This is a genomic window from Streptomyces sp. NPDC046215 (genome assembly GCF_040646215.1).
GTDB classification, from domain to species: Bacteria; Actinomycetota; Actinomycetes; order Streptomycetales; family Streptomycetaceae; genus Streptomyces; species Streptomyces stramineus.
Window position 1 is genome coordinate 41,975 of sequence record NZ_JBEYZW010000017.1, and the last position, 17,141, is coordinate 59,115.

15 protein-coding genes are annotated in these 17,141 nt (G+C 72.9%); 6 read left to right on the forward strand and 9 right to left on the reverse strand.

The genetic code is table 11. From position 1 onward, the window contains the following. Positions 1-4: 4 nt before the first annotated feature. Genes ABZ951_RS10405 through ABZ951_RS10425 form a run of 5 tightly spaced genes read right to left on the reverse strand, consistent with a single transcriptional unit; the run spans position 5 to position 5,230 of the window. Positions 5-1,348, reverse strand: coding sequence for a CpaF family protein (locus ABZ951_RS10405; protein WP_344095130.1), 1,344 nt, complete (start codon positions 1,346-1,348; stop codon positions 5-7). Further along, positions 1,345-1,875 carry a TadE/TadG family type IV pilus assembly protein gene (locus ABZ951_RS10410; RefSeq protein WP_361279617.1) on the reverse strand — a complete coding sequence of 177 codons (531 nt, stop codon included), beginning with the start codon at positions 1,873-1,875 and terminating at the stop codon, positions 1,345-1,347. The genes ABZ951_RS10405 and ABZ951_RS10410 overlap by 4 nt, the downstream gene beginning before the upstream one ends. Before the next feature lie 3 nt (positions 1,876-1,878). After that, complete coding sequence (locus ABZ951_RS10415; protein ID WP_361279619.1) at positions 1,879-3,528, reverse strand: AAA family ATPase; 1,650 nt, start codon at positions 3,526-3,528, stop codon at positions 1,879-1,881. Positions 3,529-3,540: 12 nt separating this feature from the next. Beyond that, complete coding sequence (gene cpaB, locus ABZ951_RS10420; protein ID WP_344089198.1) at positions 3,541-4,260, reverse strand: Flp pilus assembly protein CpaB; 720 nt, start codon at positions 4,258-4,260, stop codon at positions 3,541-3,543. Between the two features lie 40 nt (positions 4,261-4,300). Further along, the gene (locus ABZ951_RS10425; protein WP_344089195.1) at positions 4,301-5,230 is read right to left on the reverse strand and encodes a hypothetical protein; all 930 of its coding nucleotides are present in this window, start codon (positions 5,228-5,230) and stop codon (positions 4,301-4,303) included. Between the two features lie 401 nt (positions 5,231-5,631). Between ABZ951_RS10425 and ABZ951_RS10430 the strand changes: the two genes are divergently transcribed. Further along, positions 5,632-7,245, forward strand: a complete 1,614-nt coding sequence (locus tag ABZ951_RS10430; protein ID WP_344089228.1) for a glycoside hydrolase family 18 protein — start codon at positions 5,632-5,634, stop codon at positions 7,243-7,245. Positions 7,246-7,347: 102 nt separating this feature from the next. Here ABZ951_RS10430 and ABZ951_RS10435 read toward each other — a convergent pair whose 3' ends face one another. After that, a complete protein-coding gene (locus ABZ951_RS10435; RefSeq protein ID WP_344089192.1) occupies positions 7,348-8,235 on the reverse strand; it encodes a serine protease in 888 nt (295 codons plus the stop codon). A 223-nt stretch (positions 8,236-8,458) separates the two neighbouring features. Between ABZ951_RS10435 and ABZ951_RS10440 the strand changes: the two genes are divergently transcribed. Then, positions 8,459-9,754 (forward strand): M14 family metallopeptidase, encoded by a 1,296-nt coding sequence (locus tag ABZ951_RS10440; RefSeq protein WP_344089189.1) that lies wholly within the window; start codon positions 8,459-8,461, stop codon positions 9,752-9,754. 92 nt (positions 9,755-9,846) lie between these two features. On the opposite strand, the gene ABZ951_RS10445 is transcribed toward ABZ951_RS10440, so the two are convergent. The 3 genes from ABZ951_RS10445 to ABZ951_RS10455 are packed head-to-tail and all read right to left on the reverse strand — an operon-like array spanning position 9,847 to position 12,159. Continuing rightward, positions 9,847-10,251, reverse strand: a complete 405-nt coding sequence (locus ABZ951_RS10445) for a RidA family protein (RefSeq protein ID WP_344089187.1) — start codon at positions 10,249-10,251, stop codon at positions 9,847-9,849. After that, positions 10,248-11,012 carry an IclR family transcriptional regulator gene (locus ABZ951_RS10450; RefSeq protein WP_344089185.1) on the reverse strand — a complete coding sequence of 255 codons (765 nt, stop codon included), beginning with the start codon at positions 11,010-11,012 and terminating at the stop codon, positions 10,248-10,250. Before ABZ951_RS10450 ends, ABZ951_RS10445 begins: the two co-directional genes overlap by 4 nt. Before the next feature lie 43 nt (positions 11,013-11,055). Next, on the reverse strand, positions 11,056-12,159 hold the full coding sequence (locus tag ABZ951_RS10455; protein WP_344089183.1) for a sugar kinase: 1,104 nt from the start codon (positions 12,157-12,159) through the stop codon (positions 11,056-11,058). Positions 12,160-12,324: 165 nt separating this feature from the next. Between ABZ951_RS10455 and ABZ951_RS10460 the strand changes: the two genes are divergently transcribed. The 4 genes from ABZ951_RS10460 (at position 12,325) to ABZ951_RS10475 (ending at position 17,128) form a co-directional block, all read left to right on the forward strand. Next, positions 12,325-13,614 carry an alanine racemase gene (locus ABZ951_RS10460; RefSeq protein WP_344089180.1) on the forward strand — a complete coding sequence of 430 codons (1,290 nt, stop codon included), beginning with the start codon at positions 12,325-12,327 and terminating at the stop codon, positions 13,612-13,614. Between the two features lie 93 nt (positions 13,615-13,707). Next, positions 13,708-15,309 (forward strand): D-aminoacylase, encoded by a 1,602-nt coding sequence (locus ABZ951_RS10465; protein ID WP_344089177.1) that lies wholly within the window; start codon positions 13,708-13,710, stop codon positions 15,307-15,309. Between the two features lie 87 nt (positions 15,310-15,396). Further along, on the forward strand, positions 15,397-16,608 hold the full coding sequence (locus ABZ951_RS10470; protein ID WP_344089174.1) for a pyridoxal phosphate-dependent aminotransferase: 1,212 nt from the start codon (positions 15,397-15,399) through the stop codon (positions 16,606-16,608). Positions 16,609-16,690: 82 nt separating this feature from the next. After that, positions 16,691-17,128, forward strand: coding sequence for a hypothetical protein (locus ABZ951_RS10475; protein ID WP_344089170.1), 438 nt, complete (start codon positions 16,691-16,693; stop codon positions 17,126-17,128). Positions 17,129-17,141 lie beyond the last annotated feature (13 nt).

A 17,141-nucleotide genomic window follows, 5' to 3' on the forward strand; every position in this document is an offset into this window, starting at 1 on the left:
GCGGTTACCTCTGCCTCGCCTCTCGGGTGGTGAGCTCGGTGGGGAACGCGGCGACGCCGAAGGCCGGCGGCACGGACTCGTCGGCCAGCCGGAGCCGTTCGGCGACACGCCCGGGGACGGGGAAGCAGACGAACTCCCCGCGCACGATGCGGTCCGCGTCCACCGGCCGGGCGTCGAAACGGCAGACGGTGGCCAGGCGGTAGTCCTCGCGGCCGTGCGAGTCGAGGAGGGCGATCTCGGCGACGCGCCGGGTGCCGTCGGTGTGCCGGGCGAGCTGGATGATGCAGTCGACGGCGCTGTTGATCTGGTCCCGCAGCGCCTCGTAGGGGATCTTGACCTCGGACATGGAGGCCAGGGTCTGGAGGCGCATCAGCGCGTCCTCCGCGCTGTTGGCGTGGACGGTGGCCAGCGAGCCGTCGTGGCCGGTGGACATGGCCTGGAGCATGTCGAGCGTCTCGCCGCCGCGCACCTCGCCGACGATGATCCGGTCGGGGCGCATGCGCAGGGAGTTGCGGACGAGGTCGCGGATGGTGATGCGGCCGTTGCCCTCGACGTTGGGCGGGCGGGATTCGAGGCGGATGACGTGGGCCTGCTGGAGCTGCAGCTCGGCGGCGTCCTCGACGGTGATGATGCGCTCGCCTTCGGGGATCAGACCGGAGAGGGCGTTCAGCAACGTCGTCTTGCCGGAGCCGGTGGGCCCGGAGACGACCACGTTCAGCTTCGCCCGGACGAGCGCGGACAGCAGCATCAGCATCCGCTCGTCCAGCGTCCCCATGCCGATGAGCTCGGGCAGCGTGTAGGCGCGGGGGAAGCGGCGGATGGTCAGGGTCGCGCCGTTGAGCGCGAGCGGCGGGATGATGACGTTGACGCGCTCGCCGCTCGGCAGCCGGGCGTCGACCATCGGATTGGACTCGTCCACCCGGCGGTTGACCGTGGAGACGATGCGCTCGATGGTCTGCATCAGCTGCTCGTTGGACGCGAACCGCACGGGGACCAGCTCGACGCGCCCGGCGCGCTCCACGAAGATCTGGTCCGGCCCGTTGACCATGATCTCGGTGACGGTCGGGTCCTCCAGGAGGGGTTCGAGGACGCCGAGACCCAGCGCCTCGTCCACGACCCGCCGGATGAGCCGGTCGCGCTCGGCGGTGGAGAGGACCGGGCCCTCGCGGCTGATGATGTGGCCGAGGACGCGCTCCAGGCGCGTGCGGCGCTCGCCGGCCGCGAGCGCCGACATCTCGGCGAGGTCGATCTCCTCCAGGAGCTTCGCGCGGTAGACGGGGACGAGGTGGCTGGACTCCCGGCCGTCGGCGGGCGCTTCCGGGGCGGCGATCCGTGCCCGCAGGCTCATCGCACGCTCCTGACGTGGAGGCCGGGGACCAGGCCGGCCGGGTCGGCGGGACACGCCATGGTCGCCCGGCGGGTGACCGTCCGGTCGCCGAGGAAGGGGAGGACGGAGGGGATCGTGACGGTGACGGTGGCCGTAGTCCGCGCGCCGCCGTCGCAGCGGGAGGCGTCCGCCGCGGCCGCCGCCCGCAGCCAGCCGCTCATCGCCGCCCGGCCGGCCTCGCCGGGCGAGGTTCGCGGGTCGTCCAGCGAGGCGGTCCGGGCCGCCGCCCGCGCCGCGCTGCCCGCCTGCTGGGTGGCGTAGGCGGCGAGGCCGAGCTGGATCGCGGCGAGTCCGACGACGAGCAGCACCGGCAGGAAGCCGATCAGCTCGATGGAGACGGAGCCGCGGTCCTGGCCGCCCGGGGCGCCGCCACCGTCCGCACGGCCCGCCTCGTGGTCACCGCGCCGTCCGCGGCGGCGGGAGCCGGGGCCGCCGGCGGCAGCGCGTTCCTCTCGCCGGTGGCCGTCGCACCAACAGGGCGTCTTCATCGTTCAGTCCTCCCTGGCCGAGCCCGCGGAGCCCTCCACCGCCCAGGGCCAGTCGACCGCCCCCGGCAGGAGCAGGGGCACGGCCAGCGACACCCGCGCCCGGTAGACGCCGCCCTCCTCGCCGCAGCCGATGCCCTCGCTCCCCCACGCCCCGGGCACGTCCGCCCGGGCCGCCGCCACGCAGTCGCCGCCCACCGCGCCCGCCCGGGCGCCCTTGTCGGCCGCGTTCCCGGCGAGGGAGTAGGTATAGCCGATCAGGACGCACTGCCAGACGACGGCCAGCACCACGAGGATCAGCGGCAGCAGCCCGGTGAACTCCACCGCGATCTGCCCCCGGTCGCCTCCCCCTCGTCTGCGGAAGCGGCCGGCCGGCAGGGCGGCCGGGCGGTCCGCGCCGGTGCCGCCGGGCCCCAGGGCGCGGCGCCTGCGCGAGCCGCCGAGGGCCGGGCGGCCCGCGTCCTGCCCGCGCCCGGCAGGGGCGGCCAGCCCGAGCTCCCCGGCGAGGGCCCACAGGGCCTGCCGGACGGGCGACTTGGGGTCGAGGTCCTGCATGCGGCCCGCGTCGACGGCGGGCTGGAGCTCCTTGTAGCCGGCGGGGATCGTGGTGCGGGCGGCCTTGGTGCCGGTGGTGCGTTCGACGAGGGGCGGCTGGATCTCCGCGTGACGGGTGTGGCGGTTGACGACGGTGGTGGTCTCCTCGGCCTTGCGGATCTGGAGCCGGTCCCAGAGCCGGACCATCCGCTTGGCGGCCCGCACGGACACCACGTCCGGGGTGGTGACGAGCAGCGCCACGTCCGCAGTCTCGACGACGGCGGCGCCGGCGGCCGTGATCTGTGTCCCGCAGTCCACGACGACGACCTCGTAGCGGCTGCGCAGCGCGCCGACGATCTGGCGGGAGACGAGGTCGCCGACCTCCTCGCCGCGCTCCCCCTCGGCGGGTGCCAGCAGCAGGCCGAGCCCGGTGGGATGGGGGAAGACGGCGTCCTGGAGGACCCGAGGGGAGAGGTCGCCGATGCCCGCCAGGTCGGCGATGGACCGCCGGAACTGGACGTCCAGGTAGGAGGCGACGTCACCGGACTGGAGGTCCATGTCGACCAGGGCGACGCCGCGCCCGGCGGCGGAGGCGGCCAGGGCCAGCTGGACGGCGGTCACGGTGGTGCCGACCCCTCCCTTCGCGCCGACGACGGCGACGAGCCGGCCCGCTTCGGACGGCGCCCCGCCGGCCGGGCCCCCGTCGCCGCCCAGGTGGCGGCGGACGCCGGTGGCCCACTGGGCGGCCGCCTGGACGCGGGCGCCGAGCTCGTCGTAGGACAGCGGCAGCCCGGCCAGCCCGCGGGCGCCGGAGTCCATGGCCGCGGCGTACAGGGCGGGCCCGGTGTCGGCGGTGACCAGGACGACGCCGGTGGCGGGGAAGCGGAGGGCGACTTCGCGGATGAGTTCGAGGGCCGGTACGGGCCCGAGCCGCTCGTGGACGAGGACGACCTCCGGGAGCTCCTCGACCGAGGTCGCGGCCAGGGCGGCGAGGGTGTCCAGGAGCCGGGTGGAGTCGACGGCGGTCCGCAGGGGTTCGACGCCGGGGAGCTGGCCGAGCAGCCCGCAGATGGCGCGGGCGGCGTCGGGGTCCCCGATGGCCGGGAGGATTCTGATCGTCACCGTGTCCCCGCCTTACTTGTCGCCGTCGAGCGTGTAGATGCGGTCACCGTCGCTGACCGCGCCGTCCCCGCCGGGGGCGACGAGGGCGAGCCGCACATGGGTGGCGAACGACTCCGCGAACGCGACCCGCTGGGCGTCCTTGGTGCCGAGGGCGAAGGTGATCGGCACGGCCTCGCCCGCGCGCCGCCCCGTGGCGGGACTGCCGCCGTCCCGGTCGAGGGCCTTGAGCTTGCCGACGGCGAGGACCTGGGCATTGCTGACGATGACCCGGGAGTCGGGCTTGCCGCCCTGGCTCTTGCCGTCGAAGGTGGCGTAGATGTTGACCCGCGAACCGGCGTTGATCTTCCCGGCCACGCCCGTCGACGCGTCGATCATGATCGCGATCTCCTGCTGCCCGGGGCGCAGTTCGGGCTGGGCGACGATCATGTCCTGCTGGAGCAGCGACCCCTTGCGCAGCGGGGTGACGGCGATCTTCCCGGCGAGGTCGCCCAGGTCGGTGACGGCGGTCGGGGGCAGCCAGCGCTCGGGCATCGCGACCTTCTCGAACCGGTCCGCGGCCGCTTCCAGTGACTGGTAGGCGGGAATGTCGGCCTTCAGCCGGTACGCGGTGGTCTCGGGGCCGACCTTGGACTCCACGTCGTGAATGACCGAGAACACTCCGGCGAACACGCCGAGGGCACAGAGGACCGACAGGAGCAGCAGGATGGTCCCGCGGCGCTGACGTGAATTCATGGGGCGGCGAACCTCGTTCGGGGATGTGGCCGGATAGGGCTCAGCGGCTGGTGAGGGCCGCGCCGGCGCGGCCGGGCGGAGCGAGCGCGTGCCGGCCCCGCCCCGGCTGCGCCCGGGGGGCGGCCACGGCGCCGGGCAGGGGACCGGCACAGAAGGCGCAGCGGTCACCGATGAGTTCGAGCCCGCACCAGTGGCACTTCTCCCTCCGGACGGACGCGACGAGCTGGTAGAGGACGGAGGGATCGGGGATGGCGGCGGCGAACTCCACGGCCCGGGGCGTGCCCCACCAGTGCCGGGAGGCGGCGGGCAGGGCCGCTTCCTCGGCGCCCTGGACGCGCCAGTGGGGGGCGAGGGTGTCCAGCACCCAGTCTCCGGCCTTGGCGGGGGTGCCGCGGGCGACGGTCAGCCGGGTGCCGAAGCCGGGCCCGTCGGGGACGGCGCCCTTGCCGGCCCCGGCGGCTCCGCTGATCCGGACGAGCCGCGGCACGGGGTTGACGAGGACCGCGAACCGGGCTCCGGGCACCAGGGAGGCGACGTGGTCGCCGAGCCCCACGTCCACCCGGTCGAGGCGGGTGACGGTGGAGAGGTGGGCGCCCGCGTAGATGTAGTGGGCGAGCAGCCGGGCCGCGGAGGCCAGGACGCCGGGGCTCAGGTCGGAGACGGACAGCTGGCGCAGCTGGCGGGCCAGCACGCCGACGGCCAGGGGCGGCAGGGCGACGGGCAGGAGGGCGATCCGGTCGCTCTCCAGGACGGCGCGGACCGTGTGCAGGCGCCGGACGTAGGCCGCCGGCAGCGAGTCGGGGTAGAGCGCGACCACATAGCCGCACTGGTCGAGGAGGATGGCCGTCTGGGTGACGGCGGTGTCCAGCGGCTGCGCCTCGGGGGGCTGGAAGACCGCGGCGTCGGGGGTCTGCCCATCGGTCGGTGAGATCACCAGGTCGGTGCTGGTGACTGCTATCGCAATGGGCACGTCGGCTTCCCCGTTCACTCCGGCCGCGGGGGCGGCGGCGGACGCAGATCGATACTGCCCTGTGCTGAATCGCCCTGTACTGAACTGCCCTGTGCTGACGCCTCCGCACCTTATCCACGAATGGGGCGGCTGAGAACCGCTCCTGGGCGTTTACCCCACCCGTCCCCGTGGTGACGTGGGACGTCCGCTCGTCAACCCTTGACGGATGCATTGGTCCGGACCATCTTTACGCGCAAGCGGCATGCGCCGTCCCCCACCTCCTTTCTTGCTGAACCCCTCAAACACTTCCAACTCCCTTCCCACCGGAGGCAGTAGTGGAACGCGCCTTGAAGAGGCATCCCACCGGTCACAGACGTCGCTTCGGCGGCCTTCTCACCACCCTCGCCCTCGCGGCCGGCGCCCTGGTCGCCCTGGGTGGGGCGCCGGCCGCGGCGGCGGACGGCAACCTCGCCCGGAATCCCGGCTTCGAGTCGGGCCTGTCCTACTGGAGTTGTTCCGGAGGCAGCGGTTCCGTCGTCGACTCGCCCGTGCGCACCGGGGCCGGCGCGCTCAGGGCCGCGCCCGCCGGGTCCGGCAACGCCCGGTGCGCCCAGACGGTGAGCGTCCGGCCGGGGTCCGCGTACACCTTGAGCGCGTGGGTGCAGGGTTCGTACGTGTACCTGGGCGCCGACGGCACGGGCACCACGGACGTGTCGGCCTGGACGCCGTCCGCGAGCGGCTGGCAGCAGCTGAGCACCTCCTTCACCACCGGACCGGCCACCACGTCCGTCACGGTCTACACCCACGGCTGGTACGGGCAGCCCGCCTACTCCGTCGACGACATCACCCTCACGGGCCCCGGCGGCGGTGACCCCGGTGAGCCGGTACCGGGCGCCCCCGGCGGCCTCCGGGCGGGGGCGGTCACCGCCTCGTCCGTCACCCTGTCGTGGGACGCCGTGTCCGGGGCGACGGGTTACACCGTCTACCGGGACGGCGCCAAGGGGCAGAGCACGGCCGGGAATTCGGTGACCGTCACCGGACTCATGCCTGCCACGTCCTACCGCTTCCAGGTGGCCGCGTCCAACAGCGCCGGGGAGTCGCCGAAGTCCGCCGAGATCACGGCCACGACCGCCGCGGGCGGCGGCGAGGGGCCCGCCGTGCCCAAGCACGCGGTCACCGGCTACTGGCAGAACTTCGACAACGGCGCGACGGTCCAGCGGATCAGCGACGTCCAGAGCCAGTACGACATCATCGCCGTCGCCTTCGCGGACGCGACGGCCACGCCCGGCGCGGTCGACTTCCGTCTCGACCCCGCCCTGAAGTACACCGAGGCGCAGTTCAAGGCCGACATCGCCGCCAAGCGGGCGGCGGGGAAGAGCGTCATCATCTCCATCGGCGGGGAGCGGGGCACGGTCACCGTCAACGACGCCTCCTCCGCCCGCAACTTCGCCGACAGCGTGTACACCCTGATGCAGAAGTACGGCTTCGACGGCGTCGACATCGACCTGGAGAACGGGCTCAACGCCACGTACATGACGCAGGCGCTGCGGTCCCTGTCGGCGAAGGCGGGCAGCGGGCTCGTCATCACCATGGCACCGCAGACCATCGACATGCAGTCGACGTCGGCCGGTTACTTCAAAACCGCGCTGAACATCAAGGACATCCTGACGGTAGTCAATATGCAGTACTACAACAGCGGTTCGATGAACGGCTGTGACGGCAAGGTCTACTCCCAGGGATCGGTGGACTTCCTCACCGCTCTGGCCTGCATCCAGCTCGAAGGCGGCCTGGACCCCTCGCAGGTCGGCCTGGGCCTGCCCGCCTCGCCCCGCGGGGCGGGCAGCGGGTACGTGTCGCCCGCCGTCGTCAACAACGCCCTCGACTGCCTGGCCAAGGGCACCGGCTGCGGCTCGTTCAAGCCCGCCAAGACCTACCCGGGCATCCGGGGCGCGATGACCTGGTCGACCAACTGGGACGCGAGCAACGGCAACGCGTGGTCGAACGCGGTCGGGCCGCACGTCCACGGCCTGCCGTAGCCTGCCGCGCTTTGCCCTCAAGCGCCGGGCGGGCTTTCCAGCCCGTCCGGCGCTTGAGGACGCGCCCGCAGGGCACCCGCCGCCGCAGGCGGCACAGTCGGCCTACCGCCGCGCGCCGGCGCCCGGCTTCGGCAGCTCACAGCCCGGCAGACCGAGGTCTATCTTGTTGCCGATGCCGACGCACTTGGCTATGCCGTACGTCTGCTGGGCGTAGTTGATGCCCTTGCGGACGGTGACCTGGCCGTTCTCGTCGACCTCACAGGGGTTGTTGACCGTGCAGCGCCCACCGCTCTCGTTGCCGGTGTTGTTGACGGCTATGACCTTGCCGGTGTTCGCGTCGACGACGGGCGACCCGGACGTGCCGCCTATGAGCTGGCACGCGGACGTGTAGCGCGGCGAGTCCTTCCAGGTCCAGTCGCCCTCGCGGAGGCGGTGGGCGAAGCCGTCGATGTTGCAGCTGTAGATGCGCTTCCAGTAGCCGGAGACGACCTTCACCGGCGTCCCGGCGGCCGGCCGGTCGGCCGAGAGGGTGAGGGCGTTGATGCTGTAGCGCTGCTTGATCTGCGCGTAGGTGGTGTTCAGCTCGTACAGGCTGACGTCGGTGTCGGTCATGGTCGCGTAGGAGATCTTCGTGGCGCGCAGGGTGGCGACCTTGCCGGCGGTCGAGTTCAGCAGGCTGAACGTGCGGCTGGAGGGCTGGTCGGTGACGACCTCACCGGCGCCGGGCATGCCGCTCTCCAGGCAGTGGCCGTTGCTCATGACCAGCGCGGGGTCGGTGTCCGCGGAGCCGGCCAGGCGGACCAGCGAGCCGGAGCAGTTGCTGAGGGCGACCGTGCCGGCGAAGTCGACGGCCTTGGGCTTGGTCTGCGGGGCGGCCGAGGCGGGTGCGGCGCCGGTGCCGGCGAGGGTGGCGCCGGCGAGCAGCGCGGTCGTGAGGGCGCCGAGGAGCGGTCGCCTGACCGGGGACACGCGGGGCGGGGAAGAGACCATGGGGGGTGGGTCCTCTCAAGCCGAACGGAACCGAACGCACGTCGGTTTGTCATGCGCATTGTTGGTGCAGGTGGGGGCGCGCGCAATCAACCGGACGGAAGTGAAAGCCAAGTTGGCTTGATTCGCCCGCACCGGAGAGATTGACCGGTGCATGCCATAACTCGACACTGGCCACGGCTCACACCCCCCACCCGTCGCACGACCGGACCCTTGAGGAGACCGCATGCGACCGCGACTGCACGGCAGATGGGCCACCGCCCTGGCTGCCGTGGTCACCCTGGCCCTGGCCTACCCCGCCGCCTCGTCCTCCGGCGGCGAGCCGCCGGCCTCCACCACGTACGAGGTCGTCGGCCCCCGCACCGCCACCGAACGGACCGCCGTCGCCGCGACCGGCGCCGCCATCGACGCCGTGCGGCGCGGCTCCGTGGTCGTCACGGCGGACGGCGCGCAGGCCGCGCTCATCCGCCGCATGGGCTGGACGGTACGCGTCCTGCCCGGGCCGCCGGACCGCACCCGCGGGGAACGGAAACCGCACGACTTCCCGTCCGCCGACGCCAAGTACCACAACTACAAGGAGGCGATGGCGGAGATCGACGCCGGCGTCGCCCGGTACCCGGCCATCATGAGCAAGAAGGTGATCGGCAAGTCCTACGAGGGCCGGGACATCGTCGCCGTCAAGATCAGCAAGAACGTGGCTGCCGACGAGAGCGAGCCGGAGGTCCTCTTCACCGCCCACCAGCACGCGCGCGAGCACCTGACCGTGGAGATGGCCCTCTACCTCCTCAAGGAGTTCGGCTCGAAGTACGGCAGCGACCCGCGCGTGACGAAGATGGTCGACAGCCGCGAGATCTGGGTCGTGCCCGACGTCAACCCCGACGGCGGCGAATACGACATCGCGACCGGTTCCTACCGCAGCTGGCGCAAGAACCGCCAGCCCAACTCCGGCGGCTCGACCGGCACCGACCCCAACCGCAACTGGAACTTCAAGTGGGCCTGCTGCGGCGGCTCCTCGGGCAGCACCGGCTCCGAGACCTACCGGGGCACCGCCCCCGAGTCCGCCCCCGAGGTGAAGGTCGTCGCCGACTTCGTGCGCGGCCGGGTCGTCGGCGGCAAGCAGCAGATCACGTCCGCCATCGACTTCCACACCTACAGCGAGCTGGTGCTGTGGCCGTTCGGCTACACCTACAGCGACACCGGCCCCGGGATGACACAGGACGAGCACGACGTCTTCGCCACCGTCGGCAGGTCCATGGCGGCCACCAACCGCTACACCCCCGAGCAGTCGAGCGACCTCTACATCACCGACGGGTCGATCGACGACTGGCTGTGGGGCAACCAGCGGATCTTCGCCTACACCTTCGAGATGTACCCCGGCCCCGGCGGCTCCGGCGGCTTCTACCCGCCCGACGAGGTGATCGACCGGGAGACCGCGCGCAACCGTGAGGCCGTGCTCAGGCTCCTGGAGACCTCCGACTGCATGTACCGGGCGATCGGCAAGGAGCAGCAGTACTGCACGTGAACCCCGCGGGCGCCCCCGGCTTGCCGGGGGCGCCCGCCGGTGCCCGGCCCGGCCGGTCCCGGACGCGAGTGGCCCCCCGGCCGAGTCGGTCCTCAGCTCAGGACGGCGAGGGCGTCGATCTCGATGAGCAGCCCCTCGGGCAGCCCGACGTAGACGGTCGTGCGGGCCGCGGGGGCCTCCTTCAGCCCGGCGAACCACTCGTCGTAGAGCGCGTTCATCTCGGCGAAGTGGGCGGTGTCGGTGAGGTAGACGCGCAGCATCATCACGTCCTCCCACGTCGCGCCGCCCGCTTCCAGGACCGCCCCGACGTTGGCGAGGGTCTGGAGGGTCTGCTCGCGCAGCGTGGGGCCGGCCACGGCGGGCACGCCGTCCGGCCCGGCGGGCAGGAAGCCGACCTGACCGGCGACCTGGAGGATGTTGCCCTTGCGCACACCGTGCGAGAACTTCGCGGGCGGCGTGCTGTGCCCGGCGGGGGTGATCGCGGTCTTCTCGGTCATGACTCTGCCTTCTCGGGTGGGGTGTTTCCGGAGTACTCCGCGCTGATGGCCGCGGCGGTGCGGCGCAGCAGCGGGAGGAGCGCGAGGAGTTCCTCTGCGGTGACGACGACGTTCGGAGCGGAAATCGAACATGCGGCGACGACCCGTCCGTCGGTGCCGAGGACCGGCGCGCCCACGCAGTTGATGGACTCCTCGTGACCGCCGAGGTCGGTGGCCCAGCCCTGCGCGCGCACGGTCGCCAGCTCCTTGAGGAAGGCGGCGGCGTTCGGCGTCGAACGGGCGGTGTACGCCGGGTAGTCCAGCCGTTCGGCGACGGCCCGCCGCTCGGGCTCGGGGAGGTCGGCGAGGAGCAGCTTGGCGACGGCGGCCACGGTGATGGCGACGGGCTTGCCGATGCGGGAGTACATCCGTACGGGGTAGCGGCTCTCGACCTTGTCGATGTACAGCACCTCGCCGTCCTCGTACACGGCGAGGTGCACGGTGTGGCCGCACCGCTCGTTGAGGGCGACGAGGTGGGGGTGGGCGATCTCCCGGACGTCGAGGGTCTCGACGGCCTGCTGGGCGAGGGCGAACAGGCGGGCGCCGAGGCGGTAGCGCTGGTCCTGCTGGCGGTAGACGTAGCCGTGCTCGCGCAGGGTGCGCAGGAGGCGCAGCGCGGTCGACTTGTGGACCTGCAGGTGTCCGGCGACCTGCTCCAGGTTGGCCGGGCCTTCGGCGAGGAGGGGGAGGATGCGCAGGGCGCGGTCGACGGTCTGGCTCATGCGGGGGCCTCGCTTCGCGTGCTGCGCGGGTGTCCGGGGTGGTTCATGGGGCGGGCTCCTCCGGGGTGTTCTCGTCCACGCCGTCGTACGGGGGGTGCCCGGTCCAGCCGGGGCCGAGGCGCAGTCTTCCCCACGCGCCGGCGTCGAGGGCGGCGAGCCGGTCGGCGTGGGCGCGCTCCGGCGGCCGGGCGAGGTCGGCGTCGGTGGTGAGGGCCGCGGCGGCCATGAGGTGCCCGTGCCGCAGCCGCGTGCGGACGTCCAGCCCGCGCAGGCCGGCGGAGAGGAACCCGGCGGCGAAGGCGTCCCCCGCGCCGACGGGGGCGACGACGTCGACGGTGAGGGCGGGGGCGGACACGACGCGGTCGGCGCTCGCGTCGCCCGTACGCCCCGGGCCACCGCGTACGTACGCGGTGGCGCCGCCGGCGCCCTGTTTGACGACGAGGATGTCCGGCTCGGGCAGGGCGGCCCGGATCGCGGCGCCGCCGCGCAACCCCCAGGCCGCCTCCGCCTCGTCCTCACCGACGAAGACGATGTCGCAGCGGCGCGCGAGGCCGGCGAGGAGGGCGGGGCTGCGGTCCCGCCACAGGCCCACCCGGTAGTTGACGTCGAAGGAGACGAGGGGCCGCCCGGGTCCGGCCGCCGTCAGCCCGCGGACCAGGGCCAGGCAGCCCGCGGAGAGCGCGGGGGTGATGCCGGTGAGGTGCAGGACGCGCCCGGACCAGGCCGTCTCGCGCGCGATCAGCTCCGGGGACATGGCGGAGGCGGCGGATCCCGTGCGGTGGTAGACGACTTCGGCGAAGGGCTGCCCGTCCGCTGCGGTGCTCACCGCCCGCTCCCCCGCCGTGCGGAAGTAGACGCCCGTCGGGCGGCGGGGGTCGCGCTGCACGGCGGAGACGTCCACCCCGTACGCGGCGAGCGCCGCCACGACGTGGTCGCCGAACCCGTCCGCGCCGACCCGTCCGATCCAGCGCGCGCGGTGGCCGGCGGCCGCGAGCGCGCAGGCGACGTTGGCCTCCGCGCCGCCGACGCCCCGCTCGAAGGACGGTACGTCGGCGAGGCGGCCGGGCCGTGAGGGGCGGAAGGCGACCATGGCCTCGCCCAGGCACACGACATCGGTGTCGGGGGGCCGCGGGGCGGTGGCGGTCACGGTCGGCACTCGCTCCTTGATCCGCGCGGTGTACGCACTCGGTGACGGTCTGCCGGGGAGCTCCGGACAACCGTTGACCCGGCGCTTGTCAGGATGTTAGACAGCCGTGAGCGTGACACGCAATGAATGTTGCACACAGTGCAACCGACTTTCCCTGGAGGCTCCATGGCCGCCGCTCCTTTCGCCGACGACGCCGTCACCCGCCTCGCCGAGGAACGCGTCGACCACCGCTTCAAGGGCCTGCCCCCGGACGCGGAGGGGCTGACCGTCGGCGCCCTGGCGGCCGAGCGCCGTTCGCTGTTCACCGGCGGCTTCACCACCCCGGTGCTCGCCCTCTCCGACGAGGCGCTCACCCACAACCTCTCCCTCATGGAGCACTACTCCGCCCAGCACGGCCTCGCCTTCGCCCCGCACGGCAAGACCTCCCTGGCCCCCCAGCTCCTCGCCCGCCAGCTCGCCCACGGCGCGTGGGGGATCACCGCCGCGGTCCCCACCCAGGTGCGCGTCTACCGCGCCTTCGGCATCCGCCGGATCTTCCTCGCCAACGAGGTGGTGGACGCGCCCGCGCTGCGCTGGATCGCCGGCGAACTGGCCGCCGACCCGGACTTCCGCCTCATCACCTACGTCGACTCCGTGCGCGGGGTCGAGCTGATGGACGCGGCCCTGCGCGAGGCGGCGGCCGGCCGGCCGCTCGACGTCGTCGTCGAACTGGGCGCGGAGGGCGGCCGTACGGGCGCCCGCACCCAGGCCGACTGCACGGCGGTGGCCGACGCCGTGGCGGCCACGGACACCCTGCGCCTGGTCGGTGTCGCCGGGTACGAGGCGGAGATCCCGGGGGTCGACGGGGACCTCGTCCGCGCCTGGCTGCGGCGGCTCACCGCGCTCGCGGTCGCGTTCGACGAGGCAGGCCGGTTCGAGGGGGTGGAGGAGATCGTCGTCAGCGCGGGCGGCAGCGCGTGGTTCGACGCGGTCACCGACGTCTTCGCGGACGTACCGCCGCTGTCCGCGCCGGTGCTCAAGCTGCTGCGCTCCGGCGCGTACGTCACCCATGACGACGGCGCGTACCGCCGCAAGACCCCGTTCAACCGGCTCCCGGAGGAGGGATCCCTGCGGCCCGCCTTCCGGCTGTGGGCCCAGGTCGTCTCGCGCCCCGAACCGGGCCGGGCCTACCTCAACGCGGGCAGGCGCGACGCCCCCTACGACCTCGACCTGCCCGAGCCGCAGGTCGTCCGGTCCGCCCGCGACGGCTCGGTGCGCCCGGCCGAGGGCATGACCGTCACGGCGCTCGCCGACCAGCACGCGTTCGTGGAACTCGCCGACGGCACGGAGCTGGAGGTCGGGGACTGGGTCGGGCTGGGCCTGTCACACCCCTGCACGGTTTTCGACAAGTGGCAGCTGATCCCGCTGACCACGGCGGACGGCACGGTGACGGAATACATCCGCACGTTCTTCTAGCCCGGCGGGCGAGTCAGCACGCCGCCTGGCCGGGTCGGCAAGGGAGGACATCGGCACAGCACGCCCCTCCCCCAGTGAGAAAGGCACGCGCCCATGGACTTAGTCATCCGCGACGCCCGCGTCATCGACGGCACCGGCGGCCCGTCCTACCGGGCCGACGTGGCCCTGGCCGGCGGCCGCATCGCCGAGATCCGCCGTGAGGGCGAGCCCCGCCCGCCGGGCCGCCGCAGCCTCGACGCGCACGGCCTCGCCCTGGCACCCGGTTTCATCGACATGCACGCCCACAGCGACCTCGCCCTGCTGCGCGACCCGGCCCACGAGGCGAAGGCCGCCCAGGGAGTGACGCTCGAAGTCATCGGCCAGGACGGCCTGTCCTACGCGCCGGTCGACGACCGCACCCTGGCGGAGGTGCGCACCCAGATCACGGGGTGGAACGGTGACGGCTCCGACATCGACTTCGACTGGCGCACCGTCGGCGAGTACCTGGACCGGCTCGACCGGCAGGGCATCGCCGTCAACGCCGCCTACCTCGTCCCGCAGGGCAGCGTGCGGATGCTCGTCACCGGCTGGGAGGACCGGCGGGCCACGGCGGACGAGATACGGCGGATGCGACGGCTGGTCGCCGAGGGGCTCGAACAGGGGGCGGTCGGCCTGTCGTCCGGGCTGACCTACACGCCGGGCATGTACGCCACCGGCGCGGAGCTGACCGAGCTGTGCCGGGTCGTGGCCTCCTACGGCGGTTACTACTGCCCCCACCACCGCTCGTACGGGGCGGGCGCGCTCGCGGCGTACGCGGAGATGGTGGAGCTGACCCGGGCGGCGGGCTGCGCCCTGCACCTCGCCCACGCCACCTTGAACTTCGACGTGAACAAGGGGCGCGCGCCCGAGCTGCTCGCCCTCCTGGACGCGGCGCTGGCCGGTGGCGCCGACATCTCCCTGGACACCTACCCGTACACGCCCGGCTGCACGACGCTCGTGGCGATGCTGCCGAGCTGGGCGAGCGAGGGCGGGCCGGAGGCGACGCTCGCACGGCTGCGCGACGACGCGACGGCGCTCCGCGTCCGCCGGGCCATGGAGATCGAGGGCGCGGACGGCTGCCACGGAGTGCCGATCGACTGGGACGCCATCGAGGTGTCCGGCGTGTCGGACCCGCGGCTGGCCGGCCGGGTCGGCCGCACCGTCGCCCGGATCGCGCGCGAGCGCGGTCAGGAGCCGTGGACCGCGGCGCGCGAGCTGCTGATCGCCGACGGGCTGGGGACGACGATCCTGCAGCACGTCGGGCACGAGGAGAACGTACGGGCGATCATGCGGCACCCCGCGCACACGGGCGGCAGCGACGGCATCCTGCACGGCAGCAAGCCGCACCCCCGCGCGTACGGCACCTTTCCGCACTACCTCGGCCACTACGCGCGGGAGCTGGGGGTGCTGTCCCTGGAGGAGTGCGTGGCGCATCTCACGTCACGGCCCGCGGCGCGGCTGCGACTGCCCGACCGGGGGCTCGTCCGCGAGGGATTCCGCGCTGATCTTGTCCTCTTCGATCCGGAGACGGTCGCCGCCGGCTCTACTTTCGAAGCCCCGCGGCAGCTTCCGACCGGCATTCCTTTTGTCCTGATCGACGGACGCTTTGTGATGGAAGACGGTCGGCGCACGGACGTGCTCGCGGGGCGTGCGGTGCGGCGCACGCCGGTCCGCTGATCGCGCGCGCGGCGGGCCGGCCGGAGCGGCCCCGGCGCGGTCACAAAGGGCGGGCGGCGCGTTTTACGTCCCCGTAAGGTGGCCGTCATGCAGGTGATCCAGTCAACGAAGCTCGCCAATGTCTGCTACGAAATCCGTGGCCCGGTGCTCGAGGAGGCGATGCGGCTGGAAGCGGCAGGTCACCGGATCCTCAAGCTCAACACCGGCAACCCGGCGATCTTCGGCTTCGAGTGCCCGCCGGAGATCCTCGAGGACATGCTGCGCAACGTCGGCGACGCGCACGGCTACGGGGACGCCAAGGGGCTGCCCGCCGCCCGGCGCGCGGTGGTGCAGCACTACGAGACCAAGGGCATCGAGCTCTCCGTCGAGGACGTCTACCTCGGCAACGGCGTCTCCGAGCTGATCCAGATGTCGATGCAGGCGCTGCTCGACGACGGCGACGAGGTCCTCGTCCCGGCTCCGGACTACCCGCTGTGGACCGCGTCGGTGTCCCTCGCCGGGGGCACGGCCGTGCACTACCGCTGCGACGAGCAGTCCGACTGGATGCCCGACCTCGCGGACATCGAGCGCAAGGTCACCGACCGCACCAAGGCCATCGTCATCATCAACCCCAACAACCCCACGGGTGCGGTCTATGACGACGAGATGCTGCGCGGCCTGACCGAGATCGCCCGCCGCCACAACCTGATCGTCTGTTCCGACGAGATCTACGACAAGATCCTCTACGACGGCGTCACGCACACCCCGACCGCCGCCCTCGCCCCGGACCTGCTGACCCTCACCTTCAACGGCCTCTCCAAGTCCTACCGGGTGGCGGGCTACCGCAGCGGCTGGCTGGCGGTCTGCGGCCCCAAGGCGCACGCGTCGAGCTACATCGAGGGCCTGACGATCCTGGCCAATATGCGCCTGTGCGCCAACATGCCGGCGCAGTACGCGGTGGCCACGGCCCTGGGCGGCCGGCAGTCGATCAACGACCTGGTGCTGCCCGGCGGGCGGCTGCTGGAGCAGCGCGACGTCGCCTATGACCTGCTGACGCAGATCCCGGGCGTGAGCTGCGTCAAGCCGAAGGGCGCGCTGTACGCCTTCCCGAAGCTGGACCCCAAGGTCTACAAGATCAAGGACGACCGGCAGATGGTGCTGGACCTGCTCCGCGCCGAGAAGATCATGGTGGTGCACGGGACGGGCTTCAACTGGCCGGAGCCGGACCACTTCCGCCTGGTCACCCTGCCGAACGCCAAGGACCTGGCGGAGGCGGTCACCCGGATCGGCACGTTCCTGGACGGTTACGGACAGCCGTGACGGGCCACCGTCCTATAAGCAAGACAACTTTAGACGCCGTCTAAGTTAGGATGGCCTTCTCAGTGATTCCAGGAGGCCATCCATGTACGAGCCGATCCGTACCCCGTCGGTCCACACCATGGCCGAGCCGGAGCATGGGACGCGCGGACCGCACCGGTCCCGCGAGGAGGAGCTGGACATCCGGCTCGCCGGGCATCTGACCGCGTTGCTGACCGTCACCGACGAGCTGCGCGCGGTGGCGCCCGGCCGTGCGCTCGACGACGCGGCGCTGCGGCTCGCCGGGCGGGTGGCGCGGATGCGCGGCGGGCGCGCCCCGCTGCGGGCCACGCCCACGGCAGCGGACCCGGCGGGCGCCGCCTGCGACACCTCGCGGATCGCGGCGCTGCACCAGCGCGCCCACACTCTGGCGGGTCAGGCACTGGTGGTCGCCACTTCCCGGGGCGACGCGGCCGGCGCGGCCCTGGCCGCCGAGCGTCTGCAGGCCCACGCGACGGCCCTGCACCTGACCGACGCCGCCTGACCGCCTGACGGCG

Excerpts from the sequence above, each read along its gene's own strand:
- ABZ951_RS10410 (WP_361279617.1), bottom strand. The coding sequence starts at position 1,875 with ATGAAGACGCCCTGTTGGTGCGACGGCCACCGGCGAGAGGAACGCGCT.
- ABZ951_RS10470 (WP_344089174.1), top strand. The coding sequence starts at position 15,397 with ATGCAGGTGATCCAGTCAACGAAGCTCGCCAATGTCTGCTACGAAATC.
- ABZ951_RS10405 (WP_344095130.1), bottom strand. The coding sequence starts at position 1,348 with ATGAGCCTGCGGGCACGGATCGCCGCCCCGGAAGCGCCCGCCGACGGC.
- ABZ951_RS10460 (WP_344089180.1), top strand. The coding sequence starts at position 12,325 with ATGGCCGCCGCTCCTTTCGCCGACGACGCCGTCACCCGCCTCGCCGAG.
- ABZ951_RS10435 (WP_344089192.1), bottom strand. The coding sequence starts at position 8,235 with ATGGTCTCTTCCCCGCCCCGCGTGTCCCCGGTCAGGCGACCGCTCCTC.
- cpaB (WP_344089198.1), bottom strand. The coding sequence starts at position 4,260 with ATGAATTCACGTCAGCGCCGCGGGACCATCCTGCTGCTCCTGTCGGTC.
- ABZ951_RS10450 (WP_344089185.1), bottom strand. The coding sequence starts at position 11,012 with ATGAGCCAGACCGTCGACCGCGCCCTGCGCATCCTCCCCCTCCTCGCC.
- ABZ951_RS10440 (WP_344089189.1), top strand. The coding sequence starts at position 8,459 with ATGCGACCGCGACTGCACGGCAGATGGGCCACCGCCCTGGCTGCCGTG.
- ABZ951_RS10465 (WP_344089177.1), top strand. The coding sequence starts at position 13,708 with ATGGACTTAGTCATCCGCGACGCCCGCGTCATCGACGGCACCGGCGGC.
- ABZ951_RS10475 (WP_344089170.1), top strand. The coding sequence starts at position 16,691 with ATGTACGAGCCGATCCGTACCCCGTCGGTCCACACCATGGCCGAGCCG.
- ABZ951_RS10445 (WP_344089187.1), bottom strand. The coding sequence starts at position 10,251 with ATGACCGAGAAGACCGCGATCACCCCCGCCGGGCACAGCACGCCGCCC.